Source organism: Pseudomonas sp. H3_E04, assembly GCF_054668915.1.
This window is the reverse complement of the sequence record NZ_CP162797.1, coordinates 3,357,299-3,382,572: the sequence shown is the minus strand read 5'-3', so window position 1 is coordinate 3,382,572 and position 25,274 is coordinate 3,357,299. Positions and strand designations below refer to the sequence as shown.

The 25,274-nt window shown below is 59.3% G+C and carries 25 protein-coding genes, 2 tRNA genes and 1 pseudogene; 10 read left to right on the top strand and 18 right to left on the bottom strand.

The features are described 5' to 3' along the window. Window positions 1-4: 4 nt before the first annotated feature. On the top strand, window positions 5-649 hold the full coding sequence (gene can, locus AB4N53_RS15210; protein WP_039761245.1) for a carbonate dehydratase: 645 nt from the start codon (window positions 5-7) through the stop codon (window positions 647-649). 8 nt (window positions 650-657) lie between these two features. On the opposite strand, the gene AB4N53_RS15205 is transcribed toward can, so the two are convergent. Together AB4N53_RS15205 and AB4N53_RS15200 are read right to left on the bottom strand one after the other, a co-directional pair. Then, window positions 658-1,182 (bottom strand): SET domain-containing protein, encoded by a 525-nt coding sequence (locus AB4N53_RS15205; RefSeq protein WP_460121460.1) that lies wholly within the window; start codon window positions 1,180-1,182, stop codon window positions 658-660. Window positions 1,183-1,352: 170 nt separating this feature from the next. Then, window positions 1,353-2,525 carry a hypothetical protein gene (locus tag AB4N53_RS15200; protein WP_460121458.1) on the bottom strand — a complete coding sequence of 391 codons (1,173 nt, stop codon included), beginning with the start codon at window positions 2,523-2,525 and terminating at the stop codon, window positions 1,353-1,355. Window positions 2,526-2,742: 217 nt separating this feature from the next. Between AB4N53_RS15200 and AB4N53_RS15195 the strand changes: the two genes are divergently transcribed. Together AB4N53_RS15195 and AB4N53_RS15190 are read left to right on the top strand one after the other, a co-directional pair. Continuing rightward, the gene (locus AB4N53_RS15195) at window positions 2,743-3,033 is read left to right on the top strand and encodes a nucleotidyltransferase family protein (protein ID WP_076564119.1); all 291 of its coding nucleotides are present in this window, start codon (window positions 2,743-2,745) and stop codon (window positions 3,031-3,033) included. Further along, window positions 3,030-3,374 carry a HepT-like ribonuclease domain-containing protein gene (locus AB4N53_RS15190; RefSeq protein WP_129997694.1) on the top strand — a complete coding sequence of 115 codons (345 nt, stop codon included), beginning with the start codon at window positions 3,030-3,032 and terminating at the stop codon, window positions 3,372-3,374. Before AB4N53_RS15195 ends, AB4N53_RS15190 begins: the two co-directional genes overlap by 4 nt. A 36-nt stretch (window positions 3,375-3,410) precedes the next feature. Here AB4N53_RS15190 and AB4N53_RS15185 read toward each other — a convergent pair whose 3' ends face one another. Next, window positions 3,411-4,829, bottom strand: coding sequence for a short-chain fatty acid transporter (locus AB4N53_RS15185; RefSeq protein WP_460121455.1), 1,419 nt, complete (start codon window positions 4,827-4,829; stop codon window positions 3,411-3,413). A 343-nt stretch (window positions 4,830-5,172) separates the two neighbouring features. Here AB4N53_RS15185 and AB4N53_RS15180 point away from each other — a divergent pair, with 343 nt between their 5' ends. The 4 genes and pseudogenes from AB4N53_RS15180 (at window position 5,173) to AB4N53_RS15165 (ending at window position 8,696) form a co-directional block, all read left to right on the top strand. Beyond that, window positions 5,173-6,486 (top strand): MFS transporter, encoded by a 1,314-nt coding sequence (locus AB4N53_RS15180; RefSeq protein WP_460121453.1) that lies wholly within the window; start codon window positions 5,173-5,175, stop codon window positions 6,484-6,486. A 114-nt stretch (window positions 6,487-6,600) separates the two neighbouring features. Further along, window positions 6,601-7,329: pseudogene (locus tag AB4N53_RS15175) on the top strand (PAS domain-containing protein); the annotation flags it as partial. Continuing rightward, on the top strand, window positions 7,309-7,917 hold the full coding sequence (locus AB4N53_RS15170) for a methyl-accepting chemotaxis protein (RefSeq protein ID WP_370695150.1): 609 nt from the start codon (window positions 7,309-7,311) through the stop codon (window positions 7,915-7,917). The pseudogene AB4N53_RS15175 and the gene AB4N53_RS15170, both read left to right, overlap by 21 nt. Before the next feature lie 179 nt (window positions 7,918-8,096). Then, window positions 8,097-8,696 (top strand): flavin reductase family protein, encoded by a 600-nt coding sequence (locus AB4N53_RS15165; protein WP_460121451.1) that lies wholly within the window; start codon window positions 8,097-8,099, stop codon window positions 8,694-8,696. Between the two features lie 54 nt (window positions 8,697-8,750). Here AB4N53_RS15165 and ggt read toward each other — a convergent pair whose 3' ends face one another. The 5 genes from ggt to AB4N53_RS15140 form a co-directional block, all read right to left on the bottom strand. Beyond that, the gene (gene ggt, locus AB4N53_RS15160; RefSeq protein WP_460138951.1) at window positions 8,751-10,583 is read right to left on the bottom strand and encodes a gamma-glutamyltransferase; all 1,833 of its coding nucleotides are present in this window, start codon (window positions 10,581-10,583) and stop codon (window positions 8,751-8,753) included. A 216-nt stretch (window positions 10,584-10,799) separates the two neighbouring features. After that, window positions 10,800-11,066, bottom strand: a complete 267-nt coding sequence (locus tag AB4N53_RS15155) for a bacteriocin immunity protein (protein WP_460121449.1) — start codon at window positions 11,064-11,066, stop codon at window positions 10,800-10,802. Then, entirely contained in the window at window positions 11,063-11,329 is a 267-nt protein-coding gene (locus tag AB4N53_RS15150) for a bacteriocin immunity protein (RefSeq protein WP_460121447.1), read from the bottom strand. The genes AB4N53_RS15155 and AB4N53_RS15150 overlap by 4 nt, the downstream gene beginning before the upstream one ends. 97 nt (window positions 11,330-11,426) lie before the next feature. Next, window positions 11,427-11,702 carry a bacteriocin immunity protein gene (locus AB4N53_RS15145; RefSeq protein ID WP_460121445.1) on the bottom strand — a complete coding sequence of 92 codons (276 nt, stop codon included), beginning with the start codon at window positions 11,700-11,702 and terminating at the stop codon, window positions 11,427-11,429. Window positions 11,703-11,708: 6 nt separating this feature from the next. Further along, on the bottom strand, window positions 11,709-12,956 hold the full coding sequence (locus AB4N53_RS15140) for an S-type pyocin domain-containing protein (RefSeq protein WP_460121443.1): 1,248 nt from the start codon (window positions 12,954-12,956) through the stop codon (window positions 11,709-11,711). 460 nt (window positions 12,957-13,416) lie between these two features. On the opposite strand from AB4N53_RS15140, the gene AB4N53_RS15135 reads away from it, so the two are divergent. After that, window positions 13,417-13,731, top strand: a complete 315-nt coding sequence (locus tag AB4N53_RS15135) for a type II toxin-antitoxin system RelE/ParE family toxin (protein ID WP_460121441.1) — start codon at window positions 13,417-13,419, stop codon at window positions 13,729-13,731. Window positions 13,732-13,735: 4 nt separating this feature from the next. After that, complete coding sequence (locus AB4N53_RS15130; RefSeq protein ID WP_206421567.1) at window positions 13,736-14,074, top strand: helix-turn-helix domain-containing transcriptional regulator; 339 nt, start codon at window positions 13,736-13,738, stop codon at window positions 14,072-14,074. Between the two features lie 187 nt (window positions 14,075-14,261). On the opposite strand, the gene AB4N53_RS15125 is transcribed toward AB4N53_RS15130, so the two are convergent. Together AB4N53_RS15125 and AB4N53_RS15120 are read right to left on the bottom strand one after the other, a co-directional pair. Further along, window positions 14,262-14,338, bottom strand: a tRNA-Met gene (locus tag AB4N53_RS15125). Window positions 14,339-14,452: 114 nt separating this feature from the next. Then, window positions 14,453-16,510, bottom strand: coding sequence for a methyl-accepting chemotaxis protein (locus AB4N53_RS15120; protein WP_460121438.1), 2,058 nt, complete (start codon window positions 16,508-16,510; stop codon window positions 14,453-14,455). A 439-nt stretch (window positions 16,511-16,949) separates the two neighbouring features. On the opposite strand from AB4N53_RS15120, the gene AB4N53_RS15115 reads away from it, so the two are divergent. Continuing rightward, window positions 16,950-18,167 carry an MFS transporter gene (locus AB4N53_RS15115; RefSeq protein ID WP_039761258.1) on the top strand — a complete coding sequence of 406 codons (1,218 nt, stop codon included), beginning with the start codon at window positions 16,950-16,952 and terminating at the stop codon, window positions 18,165-18,167. Between the two features lie 171 nt (window positions 18,168-18,338). On the opposite strand, the gene ychF is transcribed toward AB4N53_RS15115, so the two are convergent. The 8 genes from ychF to AB4N53_RS15075 all read right to left on the bottom strand — a co-directional run bounded on the left by ychF (window position 18,339) and on the right by AB4N53_RS15075 (window position 25,258). Beyond that, a complete protein-coding gene (gene ychF, locus AB4N53_RS15110; protein ID WP_103306068.1) occupies window positions 18,339-19,439 on the bottom strand; it encodes a redox-regulated ATPase YchF in 1,101 nt (366 codons plus the stop codon). A 22-nt stretch (window positions 19,440-19,461) separates the two neighbouring features. Further along, complete coding sequence (pth, locus tag AB4N53_RS15105; protein WP_016773203.1) at window positions 19,462-20,046, bottom strand: aminoacyl-tRNA hydrolase; 585 nt, start codon at window positions 20,044-20,046, stop codon at window positions 19,462-19,464. A 171-nt stretch (window positions 20,047-20,217) separates the two neighbouring features. Next, window positions 20,218-20,817 (bottom strand): 50S ribosomal protein L25/general stress protein Ctc, encoded by a 600-nt coding sequence (locus AB4N53_RS15100; protein WP_310868415.1) that lies wholly within the window; start codon window positions 20,815-20,817, stop codon window positions 20,218-20,220. A gap of 141 nt (window positions 20,818-20,958) precedes the next feature. Beyond that, window positions 20,959-21,900 (bottom strand): ribose-phosphate pyrophosphokinase, encoded by a 942-nt coding sequence (locus AB4N53_RS15095; protein WP_003171603.1) that lies wholly within the window; start codon window positions 21,898-21,900, stop codon window positions 20,959-20,961. A gap of 45 nt (window positions 21,901-21,945) precedes the next feature. Further along, window positions 21,946-22,020, bottom strand: a tRNA-Gln gene (locus AB4N53_RS15090). A gap of 37 nt (window positions 22,021-22,057) precedes the next feature. Then, window positions 22,058-22,909 carry a 4-(cytidine 5'-diphospho)-2-C-methyl-D-erythritol kinase gene (gene ispE / locus AB4N53_RS15085; RefSeq protein WP_460121435.1) on the bottom strand — a complete coding sequence of 284 codons (852 nt, stop codon included), beginning with the start codon at window positions 22,907-22,909 and terminating at the stop codon, window positions 22,058-22,060. 3 nt (window positions 22,910-22,912) lie between these two features. Next, on the bottom strand, window positions 22,913-23,530 hold the full coding sequence (gene lolB / locus AB4N53_RS15080) for a lipoprotein insertase outer membrane protein LolB (protein ID WP_042609700.1): 618 nt from the start codon (window positions 23,528-23,530) through the stop codon (window positions 22,913-22,915). A 3-nt stretch (window positions 23,531-23,533) separates the two neighbouring features. Beyond that, window positions 23,534-25,258, bottom strand: a complete 1,725-nt coding sequence (locus tag AB4N53_RS15075) for a tetratricopeptide repeat protein (protein ID WP_460121433.1) — start codon at window positions 25,256-25,258, stop codon at window positions 23,534-23,536. Between the last annotated feature and the right edge of the window lie 16 nt (window positions 25,259-25,274).

Below are 25,274 nucleotides of genomic sequence, written 5' to 3'. Positions count from 1 at the left end.
ATCCATGCACGATCTACAAGACCTGATTGATAACAACGAGCGTTGGGCTGACGCGATCACCAAGGAAGACCCGGACTTCTTCGCCAAACTGGCGCGCCAGCAGACTCCGGAATACCTGTGGATCGGCTGCTCTGACGCACGCGTGCCGGCCAACGAAATCGTGGGCATGCTGCCGGGCGATCTGTTCGTGCACCGCAACGTCGCCAACGTTGTCCTGCACACCGATCTCAACTGCCTGTCGGTGATCCAGTACGCGGTGGATGTGCTCAAGGTCAAACACATCCTCGTCACTGGCCACTACGGCTGCGGCGGCGTGCGTGCGTCGATGCAGGATCGTCAGTTCGGCCTGATCGACGGCTGGCTGCGGTCGATTCGCGATCTGTACTACGAGAAACGCGAAGAGCTGGCCAAGCTGGCGACCGAAGAAGAGCAGGTCGACCGCATGTGCGAACTCAACGTGATCCAGCAAGTGGCCAACGTCGCGCACACCAGCATCATCCAGAACGCCTGGCATCGCGGACAGCCGCTGTCGATCCACGGCTGCATCTACGGGATCAAGGATGGCCGCTGGAAAAGTCTCAATACCACCATCAGTGGTTTCGAACAATTGCCGCCGCAATATCGTCTGCGCCCGGTCGGGGCGCCGTAACCTCGGCTTCAACCTCGCCCCGTGTGACGCCAGCGCTGTAAAAAGCGCTGGCCTTCTGGCGTGGGTGGTTCGTTGTAACCGGTGATCCAGCCACGGCAGCGCGGCGAGCCGCAATCACAGGCGAACTGGCGCAGCAGTTTATCTTCGGTCGATGCGTAGTCGATGCTCAGGCGTTCGCCGCTGTGGATATCTTTCAAGGCCCACAGCCACAACTCACTCATGTCGAGAAATACATTCGGATCGCAGGCGTGTTCAAGGACACCGCAAAAGCGCGGATCGTAAACGTGGATGCCGGTTTGCAGCTGACGTGTCTGCCGACTGCGGTAGGGCAGCAATTGCCCTGACACCCGGCACATTCGGCTGATACGCAGAAATTCCCGGCGCGCGACCACTCCCGTGGCCACGCCTCGTTCGTCGTGGATGATCTGGAAGTCGTCGCAGGATGGAAAGCCCAGCCGCACGGGAAGTCCGGCGAACGGATAGATGCCTTCTGTATCGCGCGGCAGGTGCCGGCCCATGGCTTGATTGTTCATAACGATCCTTGTTGGTGGTATTGCCTCCGGGTTGTCCCCACGCCCGCCAGGCGAGGCATGATTGGATCCAAGCGTCGCGCAATTGAAACTACCGGTCTACTGTCAAACCTGACAGGCGCGATCACCGTTATCCCGCGTCAGCATTGGCTGACACGGGGCTCCGGTAGCGATTACAGAGCGGGTGCGGGCACGGCGGCCGCAGGTAGTGGTGCTTTCAGCTGCTGCAGTTGTGTCTTGACCGGTGGTGTGGCGCACTTGGCAGCCGCTTCTGCGGCGCTGAGATCGCGGATCGAGGTGTAGAACAACTCGCAGGTTTTGACCTTTTGCGTCACCTGCCATGTTTGCGTGCAACTGTTCAGCGTGGCCTGCGCATCGCTGTCCGGTTTGCTGCCCATGCCGGCCTGCCAGCAAGCCGCGCTCAAATCCTGGCCCATGACTTTCAGGCCCGCCGCGTCAGCCTTGGCCTGGGCATCGTCGCCGGTATAGCTCTTCGGATCGGCGGCGTACCAGATGTAACTCGGATGATTCGAGCCGAGCACCGGCACATTCACCCCTTCGCTCGGACTGATGCTCGCCAGCCCCAATACGCCAACCGTCGGCCCATATTGCTCCTTGATCCAATTGCGCACCGGCGCCCCGAACGCAACCATCGGCAATGTCGTGCCGCTGGCGGTCTGGCTGAACTGCTTGACCAGCGTGGTCTGGTAATCCTTGAAGTAGTCGTAGACGTCCTCCAGATCCCCGCCGGCGTTGGACGGCGCGGCGATCGGGGCGATGTCGATGATGGTCTGGTAAGCCGGCGTCTGCCCGGCAGGGATGCCGTTATCGGTCAGCAAAGTCGCCCAGCGATCGGTGGTGTTCGAACGCAGATAGTCCTGCGCCTGGGTTAGCGAGTAATCGGGTGGGAAGTGCAGCAACTCGACGCTCTTGCGATTTTCCAGGGCCATGCCCAGCGGCAGGAACAGATACCAGCTATAGGCCCATTTGCCATCGGCATTGAGCTTGCTGGCGCCGGCATAAGCCAGATCCCCGGCGTCGAGCAGCGCGGACAATGACTTGTCATAGCCATCCGGCACACCGGTGATCTCGGCGTAGAGCTGATCGTTGTCGGTCTTCACCAGCACCTTGGCATCGGCGTACCCGTCGCGCTGTACGCTCTGGCTCAAGTAATGAGCGACGGTCTGCTCCAGCGTCCAGTTGCGAAAGCAGATCACGCTGCAATTGTTGGGGTAGGCGAAGAGGCGGGTGACGCGCTCTGTGCTGCCCAGTTTCACGTCGACATCGGCGTGAGCGGCGGCGCTTAGCGTCAGTGCAACGAGGGTAAGTCCTGCGAGTTTGAACATGCTCAGATCCTTTTCAGCGTGGGTTCCCCTCGATTTGGGGGCGCTTCATAGTGGATCAGCGGTGTTTGACAGAAAAGCGGTTGAGTATGGATTCTTGCCTGAATGCGGTATTACCCAAGCAGCGCACATATTGTTACGGCTGTGCCAACAAGCACGCTGCCAGGTGCGCGTCCGCACTGCTAGACTGCAGCGACATCGAATTTTCCAAGGGTGAGTCATGAAGCCTTCTACTGCTCTCGACATGCAAAGGTCCGCCGTCCGCGAAGTGATCAGGCGCTTTCGTGTGGCCAACCCGCGTGTATTTGGTTCAGCATTGCTGGGGACGGATCTGGACGGTAGCGATCTCGATCTGCTGGTTGACCCGCTGCCCGGCACGACGCTTTTTGATCTGGGCGGACTTCAGGTTGAGCTTGAAGACCTGCTGGGTGTTGCGGTCGAGGTGCTGACCCCCGGCGACCTGCCAGTGAAATTTCGTCAGCAGGTGCTTGATCAGGCGCGACCCGTATGAACGAGAACCGGCGAGATGATTATCTTGAACATATTCGTCAGGCCGCGAGCGATGCGCTTATCTTCGTCGAGGGCCTGAACAAAGATGAATTCGCTGAAGATAAGAGAACGCAACAAGCGGTGATCATGAGCCTGATCATCATTGGAGAGGCAGCGACCAAGATCATGGATCGTTACCCTGAGTTCACTGTTGAAAACGCGCAGGTGCCGTGGCGCAGCATGCGTGGGATGCGTAATCGAATTGCTCACGGTTATTTCGATATCAATCTGGACGTTGTCTGGGAAACCGTTCAGGTTGCGTTGCCTGCACTGTTGAAGTCCCTTCCGACCGCTCAAGGTTGAATACGCCTGTCCGCAGACAGGCGAATTAAAGTCTACCTACGGCATCACCGGCGGCGTATACGCCAATGTCGTCCCCAGCGCCCACAACAACAGCAGCACCAGTGGCGTGTGCACTAGCAGTTGCACGAACGAGAAACCGATCAGGTCCCGCGCCTTCAACCCAAGCACTCCAAGCAGCGGCAGCATATAGAACGGGTTGATCAGGTTCGGCAGGGCTTCGGCGGCGTTGTAGATCTGCACTGCCCAGCCGAGGTGGTATTGCAGGTCGTTGGCCACTTGCATCACGTAGGGCGCTTCGATGATCCATTTGCCGCCGCCGGACGGGATGAAGAAACCAAGGATCGCCGAATACACACCCATGAGCAGCGCGTAGGTGTCGTGGGAGGCGATGCTGACGAAGAAGGTCGAGATGTGATGCGCGAGGGTTTGCGCATCGGCGCCTTTGACCGTGGTCATCAGCGCGGCGATCGAACCGTACAACGGAAACTGGATCAACACGCCAGTGGTGGTCGGCACCGCACGGGCCACCGCATCGAGGAAGCTGCGCGGTCGCCAGTGCAACAGCGCGCCGAGCATGATGAACAGGAAGTTGTAGGTGTTCAGCCCGGAAATCGCAGTGATCGCCGGTTTGGTCGAGAACTCGTGAAACAGCCATCCTGCTGCCAGCAGCACCAATACGATGATCAGCAACGGGCTGTGTTCCAGCCATTCGCCTGGACGCGTGCGCGGTTGCAGCGGCGGCAGATTGAACGCCGGGTCGATGCCGCAGGCCTTGGCGTCGCGTGCCGAATTCGGCCCGGGCGCGGTGGCGTAGGCGATGATGATCGAAATCACGATCAGCGCCAGCAGCATCACCCCGGACTGCCAGAGAAAAATGGTCTCGGTGAACGGGATCACGCCAGTGATCGACAGGATCGACGGCGGCAGGCTGCCGGGGTTGGCCTGCAACTGTGCGGCTGACGATGACAAGCCCAGCGCCCACACCGCGCCCAAACCTAGATACGCAGCGGCACCGGCGGCGCGGTAATCCATCTTCAGATCAGTGCGGCGGGCGAGGGCGCGTACCAGCAGCCCGCCGAATACCAGCGACAGGCCCCAGTTGAGCAGCGATGCAACCATCGAAATCAATGCCACCCAGGCCACGGCGGAGCGGCCGTTTTTCGGGATCCGTGCCAGTTTGTCGATCAGTTTGACCGCAGGCGGAGAACTGGCGACGACATAGCCGCCGATCACCACAAAGGCCATCTGCATGGTGAAAGGGATCAGGCTCCAGAAGCCGTCGCCGAACGCCATCGCTGCAGCGGTGGGTTTGGCGCCCACGGCCAGAGTGGCCAGCGCAACGATGATCACGGCCAGCGCGGCGAATACCCAGGAGTCGGGAAACCAGCGTTCGGCAAAACTGGAACAGCGCAGGGCAAAGCGCGCGGAGCGGCTATCTTCGATATCAACGGCCACGGGAAGTACCTCGGATTTTTTATGGTTATTTTGATCCGTGGGAGCAGTCGCCCGGCTCGACAGCCACAGAGATCCCCTGTGGGAGCGAGCCTGCTCGCGAAGACGTCGGCACATTCAGCATCAGGTTGTCTGAACTGACGCTTTCGCGAGCAGGCTCGCTCCCACATGGGCGGCTGGTCGGTGTTGGCGTGGTCCCTTGGACAGGCACTAACAGTAAATCAAGCGCCGCCCTTTTGTTGAGCAAGTTTTCGCAAACCGAGACTATGGTCTGACGGGTTGTCGATCCGCGCTTTTGCGTAGACCATGAGCGCCTTGGTTTTTGCCGATGCCTGAGTTCTTTGTCATGACTGCCAACTCCCCAGCCCGACCGGCGCCGTTCAGCCGTGCCGACTACAAGACCCTCGGCCTTGCGGCGCTCGGCGGGGCGCTGGAAATCTACGATTTCATTATCTTCGTATTCTTCGCGCTAACCCTGAGTCAGCTGTTCTTCCCCCCGGAAATGCCCGAGTGGCTGCGTTTGCTGCAGAGTTTCGGCATCTTCGTCACCGGTTATCTGGCGCGGCCGCTGGGCGGGATTCTGATGGCGCATTTCGCCGACCGTCTGGGCCGCAAAAAGGTGTTCAGCCTGAGCATCCTGATGATGGCGCTGCCGTGCCTGCTGATCGGGATCATGCCGACCTACGCACAGATCGGCTATTTCGCCCCGTTATTGTTGTTGGCGCTGCGCATCCTGCAAGGTGCGGCGGTAGGCGGCGAAGTGCCGAGTGCCTGGGTGTTCGTCGCCGAGCATGCGCCTGTCGGCCATCGTGGTTACGCCCTCGGATTCTTGCAGGCCGGCCTGACCTTCGGTTACTTGATCGGCGCACTCACGGCGACCTTCCTGGCGCAGGTTTTCACGCCTGCCGAAATTCTCGATTACGCCTGGCGCTATCCGTTTCTGCTCGGTGGCGTGTTCGGCGTGGTGGGCGTTTATCTGCGCCGCTGGCTCAGCGAAACCCCAGTGTTCATGGCCATGGAAGCGCAACGCGAAGCGCGAGTCGAACTGCCGTTGCGCACGGTATTGCGCGAACATCGTCTGGCCATGCTCCCGGCCATGTTGCTCACCTGCGTACTCACCTCGGCAGTGGTGGTGTTCGTCGTCATCACCCCGACCATGATGCAGAAAACCTTCGGCATGACCGCCAGTCACACCTTCGGCCTCAGTGCGCTGGGCATCGTCTTCCTCAATATCGGCTGCGTGATCGCCGGTCTGCTGGTCGATCGCATCGGCGCCTGGCGCACGGTCATGCTCTACAGCCTGTTGCTGCCGCTGGGCATTGGCTTGCTGTATGGCTGCCTGATCATGGGCGGGCATTGGATCGGCATTGCTTATGCGGTCGCCGGTCTTGCTTGTGGGGTAGTGGGCGCGGTGCCTTCGGTGATGGTCGGGTTGTTCCCGGCGCGGATTCGCGTGTCGGGCATTTCCTTCACCTACAACATTGCCTACGCGGCGTGGGCGAGTATCACACCGCTGTTGCTGATTGGTCTGATGCCGTGGAGCCCGTGGGTCTGCGTGATCTTCTGTGCAGTGATGGGCGCGGTGGGGATTGTGACGGCGGCGTATTTCGGTGCGCGCATGCCACGTACCGGACCGTGTCAGGCTGCCGGCGCGGCCTGAGCCGCAAGCGTCGGGTTATTTTCGACTGACGGGGCTGGAGCTGGCTTCAGAAAAGCTGCGCAAGGCCGATGGCTAGGTTGTATCCGCTAACTACCCTGCCATCGGTGCTTTCCCATGTTCAATAAACGCTTGAAGCAAGAGCTGGCCGCTCTCCGCGAAGAACTCTCCAGCCTTGTACAAGTGAAGGAAAGCCTGGAAAGCGAAATGCTCGCGCTGACCCTTGAGCCCGATGGGCGGATTCGTTCGGTCAACCAGAATTTTCTCGATGAAATGATCTACAAGAGCCAGGATCTGATTGGCCGGGCAATCGAAGACATCGTCCCGGCCCACGTCAAATCCGACGAATTCCATCAGCGCTTCAAGAACTCGATGAGCCGTGGCGAGCATTTTGCCGGTGCCGTGCGCCTGTCGCGCGGCAATGGCGACGAGGCGTGGCTGCGTTCCATCGTGCAACCGGTGCGCTCGTCCGATGGCCGAATCAGACACATTTCCTTCTACGCCAGCGACCTGACCCGCACCATCGAAGCCTCCCGCGAGCATGAGAACCTGATCGGTGCGCTGGTGCGCTCCACCGCCGTGATCGAGTTCGACCTCAACGGCAATGTGCTCAGCGCCAATGATCGCTTCCTCAACGGCATGGGTTACAGCCTGGCGCAGATCAAAGGCAAACATCACCGCACGTTCTGCGCCCCGGAAGAATACAACAGCGCCGAGTACCAGAACTTCTGGCGGCGCTTGAACAGCGGTGAGTTCGTCGCTGGCCGCTTCAAACGTATCGACAGCCATGGTCGTACGGTGTGGCTGGAAGCGTCCTACAACCCAGTGGTGGATGCCAACGACAGACTGTACAAAGTGGTGAAGTTCGCCACGGTGATCACCGATCAGGTCAACCGCGAGCAGGCGGTTGCCGATGCAGCGAGCATCGCTTACAGCACCTCACAACAAACCGACAGCACCGCGCAACGTGGCACCACGGTCGTCACCGAAGCGGTCAACGTGATGCGTGATTTGTCGCGGCACATGCAGGCCGCTGGCGAAGGTATCGAGGCGCTGAACGAGCAGTCGCTGGTGATCGGCACGATCGTCAAAACCATCAGCGGCATTGCCGAACAGACCAACCTGCTGGCGCTCAACGCCGCGATCGAAGCCGCCCGGGCCGGCGAGCAGGGCCGTGGTTTTGCCGTGGTCGCGGACGAGGTCCGGCAACTGGCCTCGCGCACCAGCCAGGCGACGGACGAAATCGTCGGCGTGGTACGGCAAAACCAGGAAATGGCCCGCAATGCCGTGGCGCTGATGACCGACGGCAAGCTTCAGGCTGAACAGGGCCTGGCGCTGGCGGCGGAGGCAGGCACGGTGATTGTCGAGATTCAGGACGGTGCGCAGAAAGTGGTGGATGCGGTGGGGCAGTTTGCCAATCAGCTCTCTCACTGACCTGCACGCCGACCCCTGTAGGAGCTGACGAGTGAAACGAGGCTGCGATCTTTTGTTGGGAATTCAAGCATCAGAGCCAGGATCAGAAGATCGCAGCGTTCCGCAGCTCCTACAGTTTTCACCAACAGATCTTTCGGGGCTGGCGCTACAATCGGCTCCTTTTCCCCGGAGCAGATCCCATGAGCGCCTCCCACCGCCGTCCGGTGCCCCTGAACAAAGCCTATCGCCTGCTCAATCACGGGCCGACCGTGCTGGTCAGCGCCGCTCACGACGGCCAGCGCAACATCATGGCCGCCGCCTGGGCCATGCCGCTGGATTTCGAACCGCCGAAAGTCGCCGTCGTCCTCGACAAATCCACCTGGACTCGCCAGTTGCTCGAAGTCTCCGGCACTTTTGTGCTGAATGTGCCTTGCGTCAATCAGGCCGATATCGTGCAAACCGTCGGCAATACGTCCGGCCTGGAAATCACCCGCAAGCAGGGGCACGACAAATTTCAGGCGTACGGCCTGCACACCTTTGCCGGCGAACAGGTTGAAGCGCCGCTGCTCGAGGGTTGTGTCGCCTGGCTCGAATGCCGCCTGCTGCCGGAGCCGCGCAATCACGAGCAATACGACCTGTTCCTTGCCGAAGTCATCGCCGCCCGGGCCGATGAGCGTGTGTTCAGCGATGGGCGCTGGCATTTCGAAGGGCAGGATGGATTGCGTACCTTGCACCATGTCGCGGGCGGGCATTTCCTGAAGATTGGTGACGGAGTGGACGGCAAGACGTTGGCGGTCTGATTAATTCCTGGGAGAAGGCCTGCTGCTCGACAGGCCTTTTTTCAATGCAGTGTTTCAGTCCCCCAACGCTTCTCCCTCACGCCGAGGATCGGCACCCCCCGTCAAGGTCGCTTTGCCCTGCGCATCATTCACCCGCACGATCGCTTGGGTGCCGCTGGTCATGTCGATTTCGCTGAGCGTGTGGCCCTTGTCCTTGAGTGCCTGAATCAGCGCTGGGCTGAACTGTCCCTGTTCCAGTTCGGTGGGGCCATTGCGGCTGCCGAAGTTGGGCAGGTTGATCGCACTTTGTGCATCGAGGTTCCAGTCGAGCAGGCCGATGGTGGTTTTCGCCACGTATTCGATGATCTGCGAGCCGCCGGGCGAGCCGACCGTGGCGACAAATTCACCGGTGTTGCGATCAAAGATCAGCGTCGGCGCCATCGACGAGCGTGGGCGTTTGCCCGGTTCGACGCGGTTGGCGACTTTCTGCCCGTTCTCTTCGGGGATGAACGAAAAGTCGGTCATCTGGTTGTTCAGCAAGAAGCCCTGAACCATCAGGTGCGAGCCGAACGCGGCTTCGATGGTGGTGGTCATCGATACGGCGCCGCCGAGATCATCCACCGCCACCACTTGCGAGGTGGAGATGCGCAACGGCGAGCGGTCCGGTGCGTAGGCAACCTGTACGCCCGGCGGTGTGCCCGGTTTGGCGCTGCCCATGCTGCGCTCGCCGATCAGGCTGGCGCGGCTGGCCAGGTAGGCAGGATCAAGCAACCCTTTGACCGGCACCGGGACGAAGTCGGTGTCGGCCACGTATTGCGCGCGATCGGCATAGGCCAGACGTTCAGCCTCGGCGATCAGATGCACCGCTTGCGGCGCCGGTTCGATGCCGGCCGGCCTATTGCTGTTCACTGGTTTGAGCGGGGTCAGCGACAGGCGTGGGTCGCGAGTCTCCAGCGCCTGCAATGTGCCGAGAATCTGTGCCACGGCGATCCCGCCTGACGACGGTGGCGGCATGCCGCAGACCTGCCAACGCTTGTAGTAGGTACACAGCGGCGCGCGCTCCTTGGCCTGATAACGCTGCAAATCGTGCAGCGACAGGCTGCCGGGGTTGGCGTGCTGTTGAACCCTGGAGACGATCTCTTCGGCGATCGAACCTTTGTACAGCGCATCGGCACCTTCGCTGGCGATGCGTTTGAACACGGCGGCCAACTTCGGGTTTTGCAGGCGCGTGCCGACGGCTTTGACGCTGCCATCGTCATTCAGGAAGTACGCAGCCATGTCTGGCGACTGACGTATCAGTGGATCGGCAGTCAGCAGCGAATGCAGGCGCGGGGAAATTGCAAAGCCTTGCCCGGCCAGTTTGATCGCTGGCTCAAACAGCTTCGCCCAAGGCAAGCGACCGTGTTGTCGATGCGCCAGCTCCAGCGCGCGCAATACCCCGGGCGTACCGACCGAGCGGCCGCCGACCTGCGCTTGCGTAAAGGCCATCGGTTTACCATCAGCCTTCAGGAACAGCTTCTCGGTGGCCCCGGCCGGGGCCGTTTCGCGGCCATCATAGGTGCGCACCTGCTTGCCATCCCACAACACAATCATCGCCCCGCCACCGATCCCGGAAGACTGCGGCTCAACCAGCGTCAACACCGCCTGCATCGCAATCGCCGCATCAATCGCCGAACCACCCTGACGCAACATCTCCCGCCCGGCTTCGGCCGCGAGCGGATTGGCAGCAGCGGCCATGTGTTTGTTGGCGTGACGGGTTTGCAGATCAGTGCGGTAACCGGAAGCGGCTTCCGGTGCCAGCGGCAACGAAGAAGAGGGCGGGGCGTTGCATGCGGTGAGGGTCAGAGCGCTGACAAGCAGTGTCAGGGCTGGCAGGCGAAAGCGCTTCAAGGGCTGGGCTGGAAACACGCGGGCTCTCCGTCCGTGGGGTAGAAGTCTTGAGGGACTTTATCGGGCGGGCGGGCGGGGTGCAAACCGCGTGGGGATTACAGCCCTCCCGCTCAGCGGCCGCGCCAATCGATTGGCCGAAAACGATGCCCTTGTGGGAGCGAGCCTGCTCGCGAAAGCGGTAGCTCAGGCGGTGCGATCTTCTTGAGAGTGATGCAGGGTTAGTGAGTCAGAAACTTATTGCTTGAAGCCGGGTAGACCATGGGTACAGCGCCACTTTTTCACGACTTCGGTAATGCCCTCGGCTGTTTGTTGTTTCATATCCTCGGGCCAATAGATAAGGTCAGTGCCCGCTGGGTGCTCACACAGACGTACAAATTCAAATAACAGCGGATCGAGAATCTCGTCTGGGCTTGTGTTGGCTGCAAGAACAGATTGCACAAATTTCAAGAATTCTGCTTCGGTGTAGTCAGCTATGCTTTGCTTAGTGCGTTCACTTATCATTGCTTGAAGCCTGACAGCCCATGGTCACTACGCCATTTCTTCAATGAGTCAATGATCCCCTGTGCCGAGTCATCGGCGCCATCTTCAGGGTAAAAAATCAAATCGGATCCTTTTGGGTGTCCACAAATCAAATTGAAGTGAAGAACGAGCTTGCTTTCTTCTTTCTCGCTCCCCTCATTTCCGACAATGCGCTCAAGGAGGTTGATGAATTCTTGCTCGGTGTAATCTGACAAATCATCTTTAATAAGGAATTGCGTTGCCATTGCCTATCTCATGCACGAATCTTGGATATGTTGTGACGCAATAAATCGTAACAGCCAAAGTTAACTCAATGGCTCGAACTCTCAACGGCACGACTTATCAAGAGTCTTTGAACCCCGGCAATCCCTGTGCTGCTCGCCAGTCCCTGATACTTTGCATTACCCCCGCAGGCGAGTTATCAGCACCAGGCTCCGGGTAGTAGATCAAGTCCGATCCTGCTGGATGCTCGCTGATTGTCTCGAAGTGTGCCAACAGTAAATCAGCACGATCATCGTTTTCAGCCTCTTCATCCTCTTTCGCGAGCTCTTGTAGTAGCGCGACGAATTCGGCCTCTGTGTACTCAGAAATGCTGGCTTTTAATAAGGTGTCTTTCATATTTGCCTATTCACGCCGGTGTATATCTATATGGTTCCGAGGAGTATTTACTCGAAGGTTATCTAGGTCATATACGCCACCGCCGTTGGATATTTTTTCGAGATGGTGAATTTCATAAGACTTTCTACCGCCGACTCTATCGGCTTTACGCACTCGTGGCGCCTTACCCTTACGCATGCGACCAACATTCTGTTCAATCAACTCACCCCCCGATGCTGACTCTGCAACCGTTTTCCAAAAGGTTGCTCTGAATGAGTCGAAGTTTTTGAATTCTCGTCCTCGTAGAGAGTTGGCAACGTCTTTTGGAATCGGAACCCCCACGCCCGAATCAGCCCCCGCAAGCCATATCCCCGACACATCCTCCCCCACCCCCGTAACGATCCCCGGCGTCTGCCTCGCCGGCCTCGAATAAACCACATACAACGACTTCAGCCCGGTGTCCGCCGGGAACACCAGAATACAATCCTCGGCCGTTTCATCCTCGCCCGGCAGTCCCTCAATCTGGCTATCGGTGTTCTCCGGGATCGGGTGGACGAGGATCGGGTCGAGTGCCTCACCGTGGTCGGGATAAACCAGCGGAGGCATCGACCCCAACGGCCCGCGTTGCGGTGTCCAGAGAATGGTGATGCCGTTGAGCTTGGCCTCCATGGCGGTCTTGTCGGCGTTCCACTTGACGTTCACCGTGCGTACGGCGTCGTCGCCAGAGGCGCCGGAGTGGATGCCGTAGACCCGCAGATCGCCTTCGGCATCACGACGAAACTGGAAGCGCACGCGCGTGGTGGCGCGGCTCATGCGGCGTAGTTCTTCGTCGGTGTGAAGCGTGCCGTCGGCCATTTTGCTCGGCAGCATTCCCAGCACAAACACGCTGGCCGGCCCGCCGGCGCCACGGATGGCCCAGTTCAGGCGCTGTTGCAGAATCCCGCCGCCGGCCAGACGCCCCAAAGCCAGGTCGGCGCCTATTGCCGTCGCGACAGCGGTACTGGCGGATGGCATGAGCATGGCGCCGGCGACCATGATCTTGCCGAAGTTGCTGGCTGGCTCCTCGGCAGTGCCAGCGTCCGTGCGACACCAGTTGTCCGGCGTGCAGGACTTGGCAAATACCCTGTCTTCGCGTGGCTTGGGCGCAGGCCACTCATCCTTCTCGATGTACAACGGCTCCGGCGCTTTCGGTGGAAGCAAAGTAAACCAGGCCCTGCCACCGCTATACGGATTTAATAACCAGTCATCGTCGAGAAGGTATTTGTATTGAGGCATGCCAACTCCCTGCATGGCGCTGAATCGAGCCAGGGGAGCTTGTCGGTCGAAGGGCAATTCGGGGAGAAAGGGGCGAGTGCTTGAAGTGATGAAAAATACAGTTCTTACGTGAGCAAAGCCTGCTTCCTACAGGGCTATCTCAGTCCAGCGGTTTTGCGCCTGATTCAGGCAAAACCATTGTCGGTCGCGCCTGTAGTCTTTTCCGTTGAATCGCTGACTACGCCGGATTTCTCTTACAGATTATTCAGGTCGACAGCCTACGCGGCGTTGCCTGAGGATGGTTTCTGTACGGTTCCCAGGAGAGGCTTCAAAAGAAGGATGAGTCCGTTGGTTTTCTATTCTGATTTCAGTCGCACCCGGCATCACCCAGACTTGAGGTACGCGCCCGTTGACGCCCATCGACTCCGTCCGCTCGATCAACTTTATCAGCTGGTAGTTTGTCCCTTTAAAGGTACACTGCATGTATGAGGTGCAGCATGTTCACACCGACAATGGTGTCGATGTGTACCAGTGCTGGCTTGATTCGCTTCGAGATTCCAGAGCCAAAGCGCGTATCACCACAAGAGTGGATCGGGCCGCTCTGGGAGATTTCGGTGATCACGCACCGGTAGGCGATTCAGTCTATGAGTTGCGTATCGATTATGGCCCCGGGTACCGGGTGTATTACGTCATTTGCGGCACGTTTGTTTTACTTTTGCTGGGCGGTGGAACAAAACAAAGGCAGCAACACGACATCGATCAATCAAAAGAAATCTGGAAGGCGCTGAAGAGGTAGCTCAATGAAAAGCGTAAGCAATCACGAGGACAGTGTTCTCGAAATGCTGCGCACGGACGAGAATTTCGCTCTCGAATATCTCGTTGCAGCATTGGAAGAAATTGATGAAGAGGGCGGTGAGTCTGTGTTTCTCACCGCGGTGCGACGTGTGGTGGAAGCGAGAGGCGGTTTTGCCGCTGTCTCCAACGCAACCGGACTCAATAGAGGCAATCTTTACCGCCAATTTTCAGCAGATGGAAACCCAGGCCTTTCTACGCTACTGAAGGTACTGTCTGCTGTGGGGCTCGGTTTGTCGAAGGTGGTCGCTCACAGTCAGGATGATCAGGAACACACAGCAGCGTGATCCACCGTGGTAATAAGAAGCTCGGCTCGATGTCGGGCTTTCTGATTTTTTCCCTGCGGCATTTCTCTGATGGGGCACGTGGAATTGATCCGCTGACATTAAGCGGTAGGTTGCGAGTGAAGCAGAGCGCAACTTTTCCCAAGGCATAAAAAAACGGCCTACCTTTCGGTAAGCCGTTTTTAGTACTTGGTGGCTACACAGGGACTTGAACCCCGGACCCCAGCATTATGAATGCTATGCTCTAACCAACTGAGCTATGTAGCCAAGTGGCGCGCATTATTCCCCTGAAATGGCAAAGCGTCAAGCGTAAATCGAAAATATTTCTTCCTGTTTTCAACTGCTTATCCTCCAGCCCCGAAAATCGGGGGCGGGAGGGCGTCAGCGCAGTTGGAATCTGGCGGTATTGGCGCTCAGGGCTTCGCTACCCTGGCTCAAGGTGTCCGCCGCGAGGTTCACCGCGCGTGCGCCTTCAAGCAAACGCACCGCCGCTTGATCGACCTGCTGGATATTGCCGCTGACTTCGTCGGCGGTGCTGGCCTGTTCTTCCACAGCTGTGGCGATTTGCGCCAGGGTGTCGGTGACGCTCTGTACGGCGCTGGCGATTTCGCCCAGGCGTTCGCCGAGTCCGGTGACCGCCTCGGCATCCGATTGCGCCTGGCCGCAGGCGGCTTCCATCAGGCTCACCGCTTCGTTGACCGTGGCACGCAGGCTGTCGACGGTGCCGGCGATCTGCGCGGTGGACGATTGCGTGCGTTGCGAGAGGCTGCGCACCTCGTCGGCGACCACGGCAAAGCCGCGACCCTGTTCGCCGGCGCGGGCGGCTTCGATGGCGGCGTTGAGTGCGAGCAGGTTGGTCTGCTCGGCGACGCCGCGAATGGTGTCCACGACCAGTTGGATCTGCTGGCCTTGCTCGCTGACCCGGCCGAGCGCGGCGGCAGTGTCGTTCAGGCGCTGATTGAGCTGCTGAATGCTGGCCGTGGTGCGCTGGCTGTCGCGGCTGCTGTCGGCGGCGATGCGCCGGGTTTGCTGGGCGCTGCCGGAGGCCTGTTCGCAACTCTGCGCGACGCCTTGCGAGGTGGCGGCCAATTGCGTGGCGGCTGCGGCGATCTGGCTGATCTGCAACTGCTGCGCCTCGACTTCACTGAGGGCGCCGCTGGAGTGTTGGTTGAGGCTGCGCACCGCGTTGCTCAACTGCGAGGTCTCGTGGTCGACGCCGAGCATGCTGCTGCGCAATTGCACCACGGCGACGTTGAGCGCGGTGCTGATCGCTGCCAGCTCATCGCGCCCCACCACTGGCACTTGCAGGCTCAGGTTACCGTCGCGCAAGGCCTCAGCGAGCAAGGTGATGCCGCTGGCGCTACGGCGGATCGAGGCTTGCAGGCAGACGAACAGATACAGCGCGGCCAACAGCAGGCAACCGAAGATTGCGGCGACAAGGATGAACTGGCGGATCGCCGAGCTGTAATACGCATCGAGCCGCTGATCCAGCGCCACCAATGATTGCTGGCGCAGGGAAGCGAGGTCGGTGAGCAGCGCGTCGAGGCTGCGTTCGAAGTCTTCCGGCTTGAGGTTGATGCTGCCGCCGAACACACCGTCGTCGAGGACTTTCAGGCCGCTATCGAGGTGTTTCAGGCTGTCGTGATACTGGCCGGCCCAGGCTTGCAGCTCGGCTGGCAAACGCGCCTCCAGCAAGCCGGCGGTTTTCACCAGTTGCTCGCGAGCGTCGCCAATGCGGCTGCGCAGGTCGCGCAACTGCAAGCGGCTCTGCAGGGTGAACTGCCCGGAGACCACCGAAGCCTGGCCGACTGCGGCGAGACGGCCGACCCGCTCGATCAGGTCCGGCGCGTGTTGCGTGGAAATCTGCGTCAGCAAGTAGGTTTCCAGCCACGGCGCGAGGGTCAGGCGATTGTCCATGACGATCTGCTCGCGCAACGCTTGCAGCGCGCCTAGGGCATTGGTGAAACGGTCATAGCCGTCCGGCCACCAGCCGACGCTGCTGAGACTTTTCGAATCCAGACCATTGAGCGCGGTTTGCAGCGCCTGATAGCGCGCGAGGATTTCGTCCTCGGCGCCTTGCTGATTGAGGGCATTGCCCAGCTCCGTGGTGGCTTGCAGCACCGCCGGTTGCACACTGTCGAAGGCCGCCATTGCGGCGAGGGTGGCCGGTGTCGGCTGGCGATTGGTCTCGGTGGCGCGCCAGCGGGCGGCGCGGTCGCGTTGCGCGGCGAGCAGGTTGTCCAGCGCATCCAGCGCGAGCAATTGACGAACCCCGGCACGTTCGCCGGAGATCAGGTTGAGCTTCTCGCGATAGTCATGGCCGATCATCAACAGGCTGCCGGCCAACGGCAGAATGAACAGCAGAAACAACAATTGGAATTTACCCGCGAAGCCAAACCGCCCCAGCAATTTGATCCCCGGTGAAAGGAAAGCCTGCATGCCTCATGACTCCTCTGGACACCACGCACCATTGGCGTGCATCGCAGTCGTGCGACCTTGATGTTGTGCCCTGCTAAAAGGCCTCGAAAGTTCACCCACGCCCGCTCTGTAGGCCGGCTCTGTAGCGAAACTTCCCATTGTCGAGCGCCTTTGTAAGGCGATCGCGTTCAAGGGCAGAATCAAGGCAAGATTCAGACCATGGCGTTGAGCTATCACCTTCGCCACCAACGATCCCCTGTAGGAGCTGCCGAAGGCTGCGATCTTTTGACTTTGATGCTTAAAAGCAAGATCGAAAGATCGCAGTCTTCGGCAGCTCCTACGCAGGGTGAAGAGTCGTGAATAACTTAGTTAGCTGGCTAAGGGGATAGCGCTGGCGCACCGAAAAATGGCACATTGGCGCACCTGCCTGCGGGCACCCATCTGCTGTCCGGAAATTTCCATGGCTATCAGCAACGTTCAGACCGCCGCTGCCTCGGCGACCGCTGCTCCGCAAAGCAGCCCCTTGGTGATGCGCATCATCGGCGCGGTGGCGCTGGCGCATTTGATCAACGACCTGATCCAGTCGGTGCTCCCGTCGATCTACCCGATGCTCAAAGCCAACTATGGCCTGACGTTCACTCAGGTCGGCCTCATCACCCTGACCTTTCAGTTGACCGCGTCGCTGTTGCAGCCGTGGGTCGGTTATCACACTGATCGTCACCCGAAACCGTGGCTGTTGCCGGCGGGCACCGTGTGTACCTTGATTGGCATTCTGATGATGTCGGTGGTCGGCAGCTTCCCATTGATTCTGCTGGCGGCGGCGCTGATTGGTATCGGCTCGTCGACCTTTCACCCGGAAGCCTCGCGTGTTGCGCGACTGGCCTCGGGTGGGCGCTTTGGTCTGGCACAATCGACCTTCCAGGTCGGCGGCAATGCCGGTTCCGCGTTCGGCCCGCTGCTGGCGGCGGCGATCATCATTCCCTTCGGCCAGGGCAATGTGGCGTGGTTCGGTCTGTTCGCAGTGTTTGCACTGTTCGTGCTGTACCGCATCAGCCGCTGGTACGCCAATCACCTCAACCTGTTCAAGCTCAAGGCCGGCCAGGCGGCGACGCACGGCTTGTCAAAGGGCAGGGTGACCAGTGCGCTGGTGGTGCTGGGGCTGCTGGTGTTCTCCAAATATTTCTACATGGCCAGTTTCACCAGCTACTTCACCTTCTACCTGATCGAGAAGTTCGACCTGTCGGTGGCCAGCTCGCAGCTGCACTTGTTCCTTTTCCTGGGCGCGGTGGCGGCGGGGACGTTCTTCGGCGGGCCGATTGGCGACAAGATCGGGCGCAAGGCTGTGATCTGGTTTTCGATCCTCGGCGTAGCGCCTTTCACCCTGATCCTGCCGCATGTCGATCTGTTCTGGACCAGCATTCTCAGCGTGGTGATCGGCTTCATTCTCGCTTCGGCATTCTCGGCGATCGTGGTGTACGCGCAGGAACTGGTGCCGGGCAATGTCGGGATGATTGCCGGGATTTTCTTTGGCCTGATGTTTGGTTTCGGCGGAATTGGCGCGGCGCTGCTCGGACATCTGGCGGATGTGCACGGGATTGAGTACGTGTATTTCCTTTGCTCGTTCTTGCCGTTGTTTGGTGTGTTGGCGATCTTTTTGCCGCGTACCAAAAAGGCCTGAACAGACGAATCGAACTGTGGGAGCGAGCCTGCTCGCGAATGGGTGTGTCAGTTGACGAATGCTCAGCTGACACGACGCCTTCGCGAGCAAGCCCGCTCCCACAGGTACAGTGTCAGATCGCAGACAAAAAAAAGCCGCGTATCAAACGCGGCTTTTTCTTGGGCGTAACGCTTACACGTTGAAACGGAAGTGCATCACGTCGCCGTCCTTGACGATGTAATCCTTGCCTTCCAGGCGCCACTTGCCGGCTTCTTTGGTGCCGGCTTCGCCCTTGTACTGGATGAAGTCGTTGTAGGCGATCACTTCGGCGCGGATGAAGCCTTTTTCGAAGTCGGTGTGGATCACGCCAGCGGCCTGTGGTGCGGTGGCACCGACCTTGACGGTCCAGGCGCGGACTTCTTCGACACCAGCGGTGAAGTAGGTCTGCAGATGGAGCATTTCGTAGCCGGCGCGGATCACACGGTTCAGGCCAGGCTCTTCCAGGCCCAGGGCCTCGAGGAACATGTCTTTTTCTTCGCCATCATCGAGCTCGGCGATTTCCGCTTCGATCTTGTTGCACACCGGAACCACCATGGCGCCTTCTTCTTCGGCAATGGCCTTGACCACGTCCAGGTGCGGGTTGTTCTCGAAACCGTCTTCGGCAACGTTGGCGATGTACATGACCGGTTTGGTGGTCAGCAGGTGGAAGCCCTTGATCACGGCTTTCTCGTCCGCGCTCATGTTCTTCATCAGGCTGCGCGCCGGCTTGGCTTCGGTGAAGTGCGCGATCAGTTGCTCGAGCAGAGCCTTCTGAACGACGGCGTCCTTGTCACCGCCCTTGGCGTTGCGCGCGACTTTCTGCAGTTGCTTCTCGCAGCTGTCGAGGTCGGCGAAGATCAGCTCCAGGTCGATGATTTCGATGTCGCGTTTCGGGTCGACGCTGTTCGACACGTGGATCACGTTGTCGTCTTCGAAGCAGCGCACCACGTGAGCGATAGCGTCGGTTTCGCGGATGTTGGCGAGGAACTTGTTGCCCAGGCCTTCACCTTTCGAGGCGCCAGCGACGAGGCCGGCGATGTCGACGAATTCCATGGTGGTCGGCAGGATGCGCTTCGGATTGACGATAGCCGCCAGAGCTTCCAGACGCGGATCCGGCATCGGCACGATGCCGCTGTTCGGCTCAATGGTGCAGAAGGGGAAGTTCTCGGCCGCGATACCGGATTTGGTCAGGGCGTTGAACAGGGTGGACTTGCCGACGTTAGGCAGGCCGACGATGCCGCAATTGAATCCCATGGTGTTTCCCCTCGGGTAAAAGTCAGGCCTTCTGGCTGTGCAGGTTTTTCATCGCGCGGTTCCATTCCCCGGCGAGGATATCCGGCAGCACGCCGAGGGCAAAGTCGATGCTGGCATCGAGTTTTTCCTGTTCGGCGCGTGGCGCACGACCCAGGACGAAATTTGAAACCATACTGGCAACGCCCGGGTGGCCGATGCCAAGCCGCAGGCGGTAGAACGTATTCTGATTGCCCAGTTGCGCAATGATGTCGCGCAACCCGTTGTGACCGCCATGGCCGCCGCCCTGCTTGAGCTTGGCAACGCCCGGAGGCAGATCGAGTTCGTCATGCGCCACGAGGATTTCTTCAGGCTTGATGCGGAAGAAACCGGCGAGTGCCGCCACGGCCTGGCCGCTGCGGTTCATGTAGGTGGTGGGAATCAGCAGACGAACATCCTGACCCTGATGCGAATAGCGCCCGGTCAGGCCGAAATATTTGCGATCGGCCACGAGATTCACATTCTGTGCGTGGGCGATGCGCTCAACAAAAAGGGCCCCTGCGTTATGCCGGGTCTGTTCGTATTCAGCGCCTGGATTTCCCAGGCCAACGATCAGTTTGATGGCAGTCACGATAGGGGCCCTTCCTTGGAGTGGTGGATAACATCGCCGCGATCGGGGAAAGCGGCGAAAGTGGACGAAAAATGCTCATTTACCATGGATGTAAACTCCGCGTTCTCGCCCGCTTTCTCGCTACGTTCCAGTCCGCGATGTTACTTGCTCACTCCGGCATGGCAGAGTGAATTACTCTGCTGCGCCTTCTTCAGCTTCTGGAGCAACGCGTGGAGCGTGTACGTTTGCAACAGCTTTGTCGTCACCGTGAGCCAGTGCAACGAACTCAACGCCTTTAGGGGCTTTGAGGTCGGACAGGTGAACGATTGCGCCGATTTCCAGAGCCGACAGGTCGACTTCGATGAACTCAGGCAGATCTTTCGGCAGGCAAGTTACTTCGATTTCGTTCAGGACGTGCGAGATCTCGCCGCCTTTCTTGATCGGAGCTTCTTCACCAACAAAGTGCACAGGCACGATAGCGGTCAGTTTCTGGCCGGCTACGACGCGTACGAAGTCAGCGTGCATAACGTGACCCTTGGACGGGTGACGTTGCAGAGCTTTGATGATGACGTTCTGCTTTTTGCCGCCAACGTTCAGTTCGATAACGTGGCTGTAGGCAGCATCGTTTTCGAGCAGTTTGGCAACTTCTTTGGCCAGCATGCTGATGGATTCAGGGGCTTTTTCGCCACCGTAAACAACAGCTGGAACCAGAGCGGCGAGACGACGCAGGCGGCGGCTCGCACCTTTCCCCAGGTCGGAACGCACTTCAGCATTCAGAGTAAAATCGTTCATTTTGTATCTCCAAAATAGCCATGACCGAGTGGCGTTTGCGACCAGCGCCGAACACGGTATGGGCAAAAAAAGCCCCGCCCCGACAGGAATGCCGGGGCGGGGCGCTTTTCGTCAACGAGACATTTCGCGAAGGGCAGGCCCTTAACGGAACATCGCGCTGATCGATTCTTCATTGCTGATGCGGCGAACCGCTTCGGCAACAACCGGTGCGATATCCAGTTGACGGATACGTGCACAGGCTTGTGCTGCAGCGGACAGCGGGATGGTGTTAGTGACCACCAGCTCGTCCAGCACGGAATTTTCGATATTCTCGATGGCCCGGCCCGACAGCACAGGGTGTGTGCAGTAGGCAAAGACCTTGGCTGCGCCATGCTCTTTCAGGGCCTTGGCCGCATGGCACAGGGTGCCGGCGGTATCGACCATGTCATCGACGAGAATACAGGTACGCCCTTCGACATCACCGATGATATGCATCACTTCAGAGTGATTGGCTTTCTCACGGCGTTTGTCGATGATCCCGAGATCGACGCCCAGCGACTTGGCAACAGCCCGTGCACGCACGACGCCACCAATGTCCGGGGACACGATCATCAGGTTTTCGAAGCGCTGATCTTCAATGTCATCCACCAGAACCGGGGAGCCGTAGATGTTATCTACCGGAATATCGAAGAAGCCCTGAATCTGGTCAGCATGCAGATCAACCGTGAGAACACGGTCGATGCCGACTACGGTAAGCATGTCAGCGACGACTTTCGCGCTGATAGCCACACGTGCGGAGCGCGGACGGCGATCCTGACGGGCATAACCAAAATAAGGAATAACAGCAGTGATACGAGTAGCTGAGGAGCGGCGGAAGGCATCAGCCATCACTACCAGTTCCATCAGGTTATCGTTGGTCGGAGCGCAAGTCGGCTGAATAATGAAGACGTCTTTACCGCGAACGTTTTCATTGATCTCGGCTGTGATTTCGCCGTCGGAAAACTTGCCGACAGAGATGTCACCGAGAGGGATATGCAGCTGACGTACGACACGCCGAGCCAGATCGGGGTTGGCATTCCCCGTAAAGACCATCATCTTGGACACGCGCAGTACCTAGAGGCTGAGGGTAACCTGGATGAGTAGAGAAAATGGCAGGGGCGGCTGGATTCGAACCAACGCATGGCAGGATCAAAACCTGCTGCCTTACCGCTTGGCGACGCCCCTGTATCTGTTGCTTTCAAGTGCCGGGCACTTGATTCCTTTAGAGCAGACTCTGCAGCTTGCGATGCAACATCGAAACGTTGCTTCCTTTCGCTACAAACCCTGTAAGGGTCTCTGTCAGAAGGGCCGAGACTTTATCAGCTTCAGCTTTGCTTGGGAAGCCCCCAAACACACAACTTCCAGTTCCGGTGAGCTTTGCTTCGGTAAATTTACCTAACAAATCCAATGCGTTACGTACCTCTGGATAACGCCTTGCTACCACCGGCAAGCAGTCATTTCGACTGTTTCCCTCGGGAACGGGGCGCACTTTAATGGGCGGTGTGTTACGTGTCAACAAAGGATCGGAAAAAATTTCTGCCGTACTAACAGCGACTTGCGGCACGAGCACCAGATACCACGGTTCTTCGGGTTCGACCGGGGTCAGTTTCTCGCCGACGCCCTCGGCAAACGCCGCATGGCCACGGACGAACACCGATACGTCGGCGCCGAGTGACAAGCCCAGTTCCGCCAGACGATCTTCATCCCAGCCCAGTTGCCACAAATGGTTGAGACCGAGCAGGGTCGTGGCCGCATTCGAACTGCCGCCACCGATGCCGCCGCCCATGGGCAGCACTTTGTCGATCCAGATGTCGATACCGAGCGAGCAGCCGGATTGTTGCTGCAACATTTTCGCTGCGCGCACGATCAGGTTGCTGTCGTGAGGCACGCCGGCGAATTCGGTGTGCAACTGAATGGCGCCGTCATCGCGCACGGCGAAAGTGATCTCATCGCCGTAATCAAGGAACTGAAACAACGTCTGCAATTCGTGATAACCGTCTTCACGGCGACCAAGAATGTGCAGCATCAAATTGAGTTTGGCCGGCGAGGGCAGGGTCAGGCGTGCAGCGGTCATGCTTTATTGCCCCAACTTGCGCGGTTGCCAGGTTTTGATCACCAGTGTCACGTCAAGGTCGGTGCCGTGCAGCTTGATGCGCTCGGGCAGCCAGTACCCGTTCTGTTCAGTGTAGGCGGTGTATTCGACTTTCCAGCCGTCTTGCTCAAGGCTGGCCAGACGGCTGTCGGCGTCGAGGTTCAAGCGACTTTTGCTTTCCGGAGCCGGCAGGCCGCGAACCCACCAGGCCAGATTGGATACCGGCAATTTCCAGCCGAGCTGTTCTTCGAGCAGCGCTTCGGGAGATTGCGATTCGTAGCGGCCCTGGTTGGCGACTTCCAGCGACACCTTGCCCGGGCGCCCGGTCAAGCGTGCCGCGCCACGACCCAGCGGGCCGGACAGGCGGATGTCGTAGTAGTCCTGGCGCTGCAGCCAGAACAGCGTGCCGCTGCCTGAATCTTTCGGTGCGCGGATGCCGATCTTGCCGTCGATCTGCCAGCCGTCGAGGCCCGTCAGTTGCTGTTTGTTAGCTGCCCATTGAGCCGGGCTGCCGTGGCCCTCGACCGATTCGCGAGTGCCGAAACCCGAGCAACCGGCGAGCAGGGCGATGAAGCTGAAAACAATAACGTGGCGCAAAAACATGGGTTAAAGAGTCTCGGATCCGGTCAGGCGCTTGATGGTGCTGCGCAGAATGGTGCTGTCGGGCTGATCCTTGAGGAACTTGCCCCACACTTGTTTGGCTTCGCGTTGATTGCCCTTGGCCCAGAGGACTTCGCCAAGGTGCGCGGCGACTTCGTGGTCAGGGAAACGCTCGAGCGCCTGGCGCAGGTACTTCTCCGCGTCGTCCAGATTGCCCAGGCGATAGTTCACCCAGCCTAGGCTGTCGAGAACTGCCGGGTCTTCCGGATTGATCTGGTGAGCCTGCTCGATCAGGGTTTTCGCTTCGGCGTAACGGGTAGTGCGGTCGGACAGGGTGTAGCCCAGCGCATTCAGCGCCATGGCATTGTCCGGATCGCGCTTGATGATCAGACGCAGGTCTTTTTCCATCTGCGCCAGGTCATTGCGCTTCTCCGCGAGCATGGCGCGGGTGTAAAGCAGATTGAGATCGTCCGGATATTTCTGCAACGCTTGTTGCAGAACTTTCCAGGCCTTGTCGTCCTGTTTGTTGGCCGACAGGCTTTCCGATTCGATCAGGTACAGCTGAATCGCGTAATCGGGCTGCTCGTCGCGCTCGGCCGCCAGTTTGCTCTGCGCTTCGGCGGTCTTGCCATTGCTCATCAGGATATCGGCCTGACGCAGCTGTGCCGGCAGATAGTCATTGCCCGGGCCGACCTGTGCGTACTCGATGAGCGCGCCTTGCGGGTCGTTGCGTTCTTCGGCAATCCGGCCGAGGTTCAGGTGCGCCGAATCGACATGGCTTTCGCGGGCGATCAGGTCTTCCAGATAACCCTTGGCTTCATCCCACGCCTTGGCTTCCAGGCACACCAGCGCCAATGAGTAACGAAGTTCGTCATCTTCGGGGTATTGCTGAACCAGTGTGGAGAACTCGGCCTTGGCGTCGTCCATGCGGTCCTGCTCGACCAGCATGCGCGCGTAAGTCAGGCGCAGACGTTTGTCTTCCGGGTACTTCTTGATGTTTTTCTGCAGCAGCGGCAGTGCTTCGTCGCCACGGTTGAGCAACTGAAGCAGGCGCGCGCGCAGCAGGATCGGAGCGATTTCGCCATCTTCCGGCGGATTGTCTTCAAGCAGAGTCAGCGCACCTTGATTGTCGCCGTCCTGCTGCAACAGCAGGGCCTTGCCGAAAATCAGCTGATTGTTGTTCGGGTGGCGCTCAAGCAAACGGTCGAAACTTTTCATCAGACCGTTGCGGGTTTCCTGATCGGTGTCGGCGGCCGACAGCGCGAGGAAATCGAAATGGGTATCGCCCTTGCCCTGCAGGACCTTCTCCATGTAGACCATGGAGTCGTCGTAGCGCCCGGCGCGGGCCAGTTGCACGGCGGCGGCGCGTTGCGCTTCGAGATCGTCCGGAGCATTGCGGGCCCAGATCAGCGCGGTGTCGAGGGCCGGTTGATCGGCGCCCAGATACTCGGCGATGCGAAAAGCACGCTCGGAGACGCCCGGATCCTGGGTGTTGATCGCCTGGGTCACGTAGTTATCCAGGGCAATGTCGAAGCGATTGCGCTGGCCGGCGAGTTCGGCGCTCAGCAGGCTGAACACGGTTTCCTCGCTGAAGGAGCTGTAAACCTTGGGCTTTTCAGGCGCGGGCGTGGTGTCTTCGGCCGGCGGGGTGCCGTCCGGCGCAACGGGCGCCATGGTCTGGCAGCCGCTGAGGAAGACAAAAGCGAGAAGCAACGCGGAAGATCTATTCATATAGGAAGAGGACGAC

What these genes read in the sequence shown, in the direction of transcription:
- can (WP_039761245.1), top strand. Translation starts at nt 5, where the DNA reads ATGCACGATCTACAAGACCTGATTGATAACAACGAGCGTTGGGCTGAC.
- AB4N53_RS15205 (WP_460121460.1), bottom strand. Translation starts at nt 1,182, where the DNA reads ATGAACAATCAAGCCATGGGCCGGCACCTGCCGCGCGATACAGAAGGC.
- AB4N53_RS15200 (WP_460121458.1), bottom strand. Translation starts at nt 2,525, where the DNA reads ATGTTCAAACTCGCAGGACTTACCCTCGTTGCACTGACGCTAAGCGCC.
- AB4N53_RS15195 (WP_076564119.1), top strand. Translation starts at nt 2,743, where the DNA reads ATGAAGCCTTCTACTGCTCTCGACATGCAAAGGTCCGCCGTCCGCGAA.
- AB4N53_RS15190 (WP_129997694.1), top strand. Translation starts at nt 3,030, where the DNA reads ATGAACGAGAACCGGCGAGATGATTATCTTGAACATATTCGTCAGGCC.
- AB4N53_RS15180 (WP_460121453.1), top strand. Translation starts at nt 5,173, where the DNA reads ATGACTGCCAACTCCCCAGCCCGACCGGCGCCGTTCAGCCGTGCCGAC.
- AB4N53_RS15165 (WP_460121451.1), top strand. Translation starts at nt 8,097, where the DNA reads ATGAGCGCCTCCCACCGCCGTCCGGTGCCCCTGAACAAAGCCTATCGC.
- AB4N53_RS15155 (WP_460121449.1), bottom strand. Translation starts at nt 11,066, where the DNA reads ATGATAAGTGAACGCACTAAGCAAAGCATAGCTGACTACACCGAAGCA.
- AB4N53_RS15150 (WP_460121447.1), bottom strand. Translation starts at nt 11,329, where the DNA reads ATGGCAACGCAATTCCTTATTAAAGATGATTTGTCAGATTACACCGAG.
- AB4N53_RS15145 (WP_460121445.1), bottom strand. Translation starts at nt 11,702, where the DNA reads ATGAAAGACACCTTATTAAAAGCCAGCATTTCTGAGTACACAGAGGCC.
- AB4N53_RS15140 (WP_460121443.1), bottom strand. Translation starts at nt 12,956, where the DNA reads ATGCCTCAATACAAATACCTTCTCGACGATGACTGGTTATTAAATCCG.
- AB4N53_RS15135 (WP_460121441.1), top strand. Translation starts at nt 13,417, where the DNA reads ATGTATGAGGTGCAGCATGTTCACACCGACAATGGTGTCGATGTGTAC.
- AB4N53_RS15130 (WP_206421567.1), top strand. Translation starts at nt 13,736, where the DNA reads ATGAAAAGCGTAAGCAATCACGAGGACAGTGTTCTCGAAATGCTGCGC.
- AB4N53_RS15120 (WP_460121438.1), bottom strand. Translation starts at nt 16,510, where the DNA reads ATGCAGGCTTTCCTTTCACCGGGGATCAAATTGCTGGGGCGGTTTGGC.
- AB4N53_RS15115 (WP_039761258.1), top strand. Translation starts at nt 16,950, where the DNA reads ATGGCTATCAGCAACGTTCAGACCGCCGCTGCCTCGGCGACCGCTGCT.
- ychF (WP_103306068.1), bottom strand. Translation starts at nt 19,439, where the DNA reads ATGGGATTCAATTGCGGCATCGTCGGCCTGCCTAACGTCGGCAAGTCC.
- AB4N53_RS15100 (WP_310868415.1), bottom strand. Translation starts at nt 20,817, where the DNA reads ATGAACGATTTTACTCTGAATGCTGAAGTGCGTTCCGACCTGGGGAAA.
- ispE (WP_460121435.1), bottom strand. Translation starts at nt 22,909, where the DNA reads ATGACCGCTGCACGCCTGACCCTGCCCTCGCCGGCCAAACTCAATTTG.
- lolB (WP_042609700.1), bottom strand. Translation starts at nt 23,530, where the DNA reads ATGTTTTTGCGCCACGTTATTGTTTTCAGCTTCATCGCCCTGCTCGCC.
- AB4N53_RS15075 (WP_460121433.1), bottom strand. Translation starts at nt 25,258, where the DNA reads ATGAATAGATCTTCCGCGTTGCTTCTCGCTTTTGTCTTCCTCAGCGGC.